6 protein-coding genes are annotated in these 4885 nt (G+C 44.5%); 5 read left to right on the top strand and 1 reads right to left on the bottom strand.

The genetic code is table 11. The features are described from left to right. Nucleotides 1–32: 32 nt before the first annotated feature. Nucleotides 33–698, bottom strand: coding sequence for a lipid-binding SYLF domain-containing protein (locus tag Q0546_RS07415; protein ID WP_298791826.1), 666 nt, complete (start codon nucleotides 696–698; stop codon nucleotides 33–35). A 92-nt stretch (nucleotides 699–790) separates the two neighbouring features. On the opposite strand from Q0546_RS07415, the gene Q0546_RS07410 reads away from it, so the two are divergent. From Q0546_RS07410 to Q0546_RS07390, 5 genes are all read left to right on the top strand, one after another. Then, a complete protein-coding gene (locus Q0546_RS07410; RefSeq protein ID WP_298791824.1) occupies nucleotides 791–1630 on the top strand; it encodes a M23 family metallopeptidase in 840 nt (279 codons plus the stop codon). A 54-nt stretch (nucleotides 1631–1684) separates the two neighbouring features. After that, complete coding sequence (locus tag Q0546_RS07405) at nucleotides 1685–2179, top strand: DUF1104 domain-containing protein (protein ID WP_298791822.1); 495 nt, start codon at nucleotides 1685–1687, stop codon at nucleotides 2177–2179. A gap of 249 nt (nucleotides 2180–2428) precedes the next feature. Beyond that, nucleotides 2429–3091 carry a response regulator transcription factor gene (locus Q0546_RS07400; protein ID WP_298791820.1) on the top strand — a complete coding sequence of 221 codons (663 nt, stop codon included), beginning with the start codon at nucleotides 2429–2431 and terminating at the stop codon, nucleotides 3089–3091. Between the two features lie 138 nt (nucleotides 3092–3229). Beyond that, entirely contained in the window at nucleotides 3230–4402 is a 1173-nt protein-coding gene (locus Q0546_RS07395) for a HAMP domain-containing sensor histidine kinase (RefSeq protein ID WP_298791818.1), read from the top strand. Nucleotides 4403–4641: 239 nt separating this feature from the next. Beyond that, nucleotides 4642–4885, top strand: a 244-nt coding sequence (locus tag Q0546_RS07390; protein WP_298791816.1) for a hypothetical protein, incomplete at its 3' end; no start/stop codon positions are given.

Below are 4885 nucleotides of genomic sequence, written 5' to 3'. Positions count from 1 at the left end.
TAGCCGCTAGGCCAAACCGTTTTTCTGCTTAATCATTTAAAATATTTATTCAATACTTCTTTTAGCGTTTTTGTATATCTTGAGTCTTTCGGAGAGTTGTTGTAGATATCTTCCATATCGTACATTCTATCGTAATAATCATACGTAGCCTGCTTGTCGACGACTACCAAAGAGGTATTTATGCTAACGCCTGCAAAAAGGCCTCTGCTTTTACCTCTTAGCGTAGCCCAAGCCGAAATTTCAGGTAGGTCGCTCATTACGCCGGCTTTTTCGCCGGCGGCTAGCACTACGGCATCGGCGCTAAGATCGATTTGGCCTTTACCGTTTATTAGCCCAGCATACGACCTTCTTGATTTAAAAAGTACAACAAGGTCGGTTGATTTATAGCCGCCCTGCAGACCTATGCCGCCGCCTTTAAAATTTATAAATATAGGACTACTCCATTCATTTTCGTCGTTTCTGCCGACGAATATACCGTCTCCAGTATGAGTCGTCACGACTAGCCCGCCGCTAACTACTTCAGGGATGACCATGATGCCTCTTATTTCGCTAGTATCTTTTAAATTTAGCAGTTTTCTAGAGCCCAAATCGTTTAAGATATCAAATGAAGTTCGTACTTTTTGATTTTGCGTAAAATCCGCATAAGCAAGCTGACCGAGCAAAAGCGTGTAAGCGGCAAGCTTTAAAAATATTTTCATTTTTGTTTCCTTTTTCGTAAAATTCACCCGCTATTATAGTATTTTTTTATTAAATTTAAAAATTATTCGTTAAATTTACGTAAAGGATGTAAATGAAAAAAATTATTTTAGCCGTTTTGATTTGTTTAAATTTGAGCGCAAAAGAGCAGGCTGGTGTGCCGAGCGAAACTCAGACTATCGTAAATGGCGACGTGGAGATAGTGCAGGTGGAGGCTAAATTTGCCGGAAATTTAAGCATAGATGGCAAGAAAAAGCGCTGGCTTAACGTGCCAGGGGATGAAAATCTAAAATTTGCCATCGTTTCCGCGGGATACCGCCAAAAAGGTGAGATCAAGCTAATAAACGGGCTTAAAGACGGCGATGAGACGATGGTTTTTAAGATCGTAGAGGGCGAATACAAAAAAGAAAAAATAACAGTCGAAGGCAGTAAAGTAACGCCGCCAAAAGAGGTACTAAAGCGTATCGAGGAGGAGCGCGAGGAGGCGAATAAAATCTATGCCACGGCTAATGCCGGGTTAAAATTTGACTCCAAATTTATCCTGCCGATGAGCTCGGCGGTCACGAGTCCGTTTGGCACCGCGCGCGTATTTAACGGCACTTTAAAGAGCTACCACGGCGGCACGGACTTTAGGGCCGCGGTCGGCTCATCGGTGATTGCGGCAAACGACGGCGTAGTTGCCATCGCAAAAGATCGCTACTATGCTGGCGGGTCTGTGGTTATAGACCACGGCGAGGGCATTTACACGCAGTACTATCATCTAAGCGCGCTAAACGTAAAAGTCGGACAAAGAGTCAAAAAAGGCGATATCATCGCGCTTAGCGGCGCTAGTGGGCGAGTGAGCGGGCCACACCTACACTTTGGCGTGATCGCGGGCGGCGTGCAGGTAAATCCGCTAAATTTCGTAAAAAAAATCAACGAAATTTTAAATTAACATTTTTTTCACGACTTTTCTTTAAACTTCGCTCATCTTTTTAAAGGAGAGAAAATGAAAAAAGTAGTTTTGATTAGTATGTTGGTTGCGGGCGGGCTTTTTGCCGCTTCGCTTGAAAATAGCACGAACGACGAGCTTTATAAAATGGTCGCAAATGCCGATGCTAAGACGCTTAGCGAGGTAGCGTTTGAGATAGACAAACGCGCTGGCAAGCTAAAATTTGAGGCCAAAGAGGCCAAACGCGGGCTAAAGGCCGAAATCAGAAAGAAGTTTGAGGGTATGAGTATCGCCGATAGAGAGGCGTTTATGCGCGAGTTTAGAAGCGGCTATAACGCCCAAGTGGGCGCGCTAAGCGTGGCGGAGGCGAAAAGGCTTGATATCGAGCTAAAAGACGGCGATGACGACGATGATTTTCACAAGAAATTTAAGCACGATTTTAAGGGCGGTTTTAAGCACGGCGGTAAAGGCATGATGGCGCAGGACTGTGCAAATGCCGGAGATTGCAATCAAGCTGGCGGCTACAAGGGCCCAAAACAGCCGATGAAATAATAAAATTCGAGCTTCCTTTTTGGAGGCTCGAACTTATAAATTTATGAAATTTTACCTTCAAATTTAGATGAAATTTGATAAATTTACGCAGGATCTGTTTGCGGCTAAATTTGAGCGCATGTGGGTAAATTTAACGCAAATTTGAGATGTTTGGCGAAAAATTTAGCGTAAAGCCGCGCCGACAGATATAATAAGATCAAGCGGATAAAACGCCGTAAAACGACAAAAGCAAACAAAAACGGAGCGAAAATGAGTAAAATTTTGATCGTCGAGGACGAAAATATGCTGCTTGAGATGATGCGCGCGTATCTGGAGGCGCAAGGCTACGAGACTGCGGGCGCGAAAAGCTACGACGATGCGTTAAATTTGGCTTATGAAAGCAACTTCGATCTTTGGATATTTGACGTCAAGATCATCGGTGGCAGCGGCTTTGCGCTACTTCGGGAGCTGCGAAACGCGGGCAAAAACACACCTTGTATATTTACTACCTCGCTAAATACGCTCGATGACGTGCAAAGCGGCTTTACTAGCGGCTGCGATGACTACATAAAAAAACCTTTTGAGCTAAAAGAGCTACATCTGCGCGTGCAAAATCTGCTAAAACGCACCTTTGTGCACAATAAAAACGAGCTGGTAAATGTCGGCGAAAATTTGGGCTTTGATATGAATCAGGGCTTGCTATTTCGTGACGGCAAGGCTGTCTCGATGCCTAAAAAGCAGTCCAGGCTACTTGCGCTTTTGCTAAAAAATCAGGATAGATTTTTAAGTAGAGACGAGATTTATTCTCAAATTTGGGACTACGACGAGAGTCCTAGCGAGCTTAGTTTGCGCGTTTATATCGCAGAGCTACGTAAAATTTTAGGCAAAGAGCGTATCGTGAGCGCCTCAAAGCTAGGCTATAAATATGTTTAAGCTTTTCGCGGTCGCTAGGAGACAAAGAGTAAGGTATCGGTCTAAATTTTCATCCGAATTTGCGCAGAGCTTTTACCGCTTTAGGCTTCAAATTTTACATCCGCAAAATACCCGTAAGTTTAATCCAAAAGGCGGCAAATGTCCCTTCTAAAATCCATTAAAAAAGCCTTTCTAGCGCTTTCGGACCGTCAAATTTTACCTATATTTTTGCTTTATTTTATCACGAGCGCCGCATTTTTGGTCTTTTTCGCGCAGATGTTTTACGAGCGCGAGAAGCATTTTATACTCGATCGCGACGTGTTTATCGTGCGAGATTTGCAGCATCACCTGCAAAATAAACTGCAAAAAAACGGCGAGATAGACGACGATGATTTCGACGACGTCGAGGCTTTTGCCGTAAATTTAAAAACGGGTGAGGAGATTGAGGATGATTTTGAGCCGCGCGAGGGCATGCCGCAAAGGTATAAGGACGGAACGAACTCTGTCGTGCAGTTTTATCTCAAAAATCGGCTCGGCGAGGAGGAGTACTACGTCGCCGTCAAGGTCGCAGATCCGGAGTTTACGATTCTCACGCTAAAACTCAAGATAATATTTTTCTCGTTTATGATACTGCTTGCTATTTTAATCATAGCTTATTTTATCATCCGTCTTTCGCTGCGTCCGCTTTACCGCCGCATCGACTTTTTAAACGGCTTTATCAGGGATACGACGCACGAGATAAATACGCCTCTTAGCGTCATTTTGATGAGTATCGAGATGTTTGAAACCGATCCGAAAAAATACCTAAATAACATAAAAACCGCCTCCAAAACTATCTCGACGCTATACGAGGACCTCACCCTAGTAAAGCTTAGCGGCAAAGAGGACGGCGCGGCGACGAGTTTTAGCCTGAGCGAGCTGGTGCGCGAGAGGATCGGGTATTTTGGACTAAATTTGGAGCAAAAAAATATAAAACTAAGCACGCAAATCGCCGAAGTGCAGCTACGCTCATCCTATAAAAAAACGCGAAAAATCATCGACAATCTACTAAGTAACGCCATAAAATACTGCGATGAAAACGGCTCGGTAAGCGTAAATTTAACCCCTGGTGCGCTCGCGATCTCAAACAGCGGTGCAGGTATCGCGAAGGAAAATTTGCCGCGGATTTTTGATCTTTATACGCGGTTTGACGAGCGAAACGGCGGCTTTGGCATCGGGCTTCATATCGTTAAAACTTTTTGCAAAGAGCTCGGATTTAAAATCTCGTGTAAAAGCGGCGGCGGGCTGACGGAGTTTCGCGTGGAGTTTGGCGGGAGTGCGACGAAAATTTAAGAGGGCGGCACAAGGTCGGTTTTTGAACCGTAAATTTAAACCTGCTTTTATGGCGTCGAATTTAAGCAGGTTTGATTTGCGGTTTTGCGAGATGAAATTTGGTTTTCGTATCGCCTAATCCGCATGATTCTTGAATTATCTTAATGCTTAATCTTTCCGCAACCGATGGCTTTAAATTTGGCGTAAAAGCAAGATAAATCCTGGTAAAATTTGCGATAAAACTATAAAGGAAAATAAGTATGGGCAAGCGGGACGAGGCGCTAAATTTAGCGCGAGATTTCGAACGTGACGGCTTTAGAGTGCCAGATTTATACGAGCGGTTTTGGCGGCTGCAAGGGGATACGGCAGCGTATTTTGCGCTAGCGGACAGCCTGCTACGCGGGCGGCAAGAGGGCGGCACGCTGCTAAAGGACGCTATGGGTTACGTAGGCGAGGAGGATTTTAAAGCTTTGATCGCTACGGCGGTTGAAATTTTGCGCGAGG

Origin of the sequence: uncultured Campylobacter sp., from assembly GCF_937997465.1 — a bacterium.
Taxonomy (GTDB): Bacteria; Campylobacterota; Campylobacteria; order Campylobacterales; family Campylobacteraceae; genus Campylobacter_A.
The sequence above is the reverse complement of the archived record's forward strand: the minus strand, read 5'-3'. Positions and strand labels throughout refer to the sequence as shown.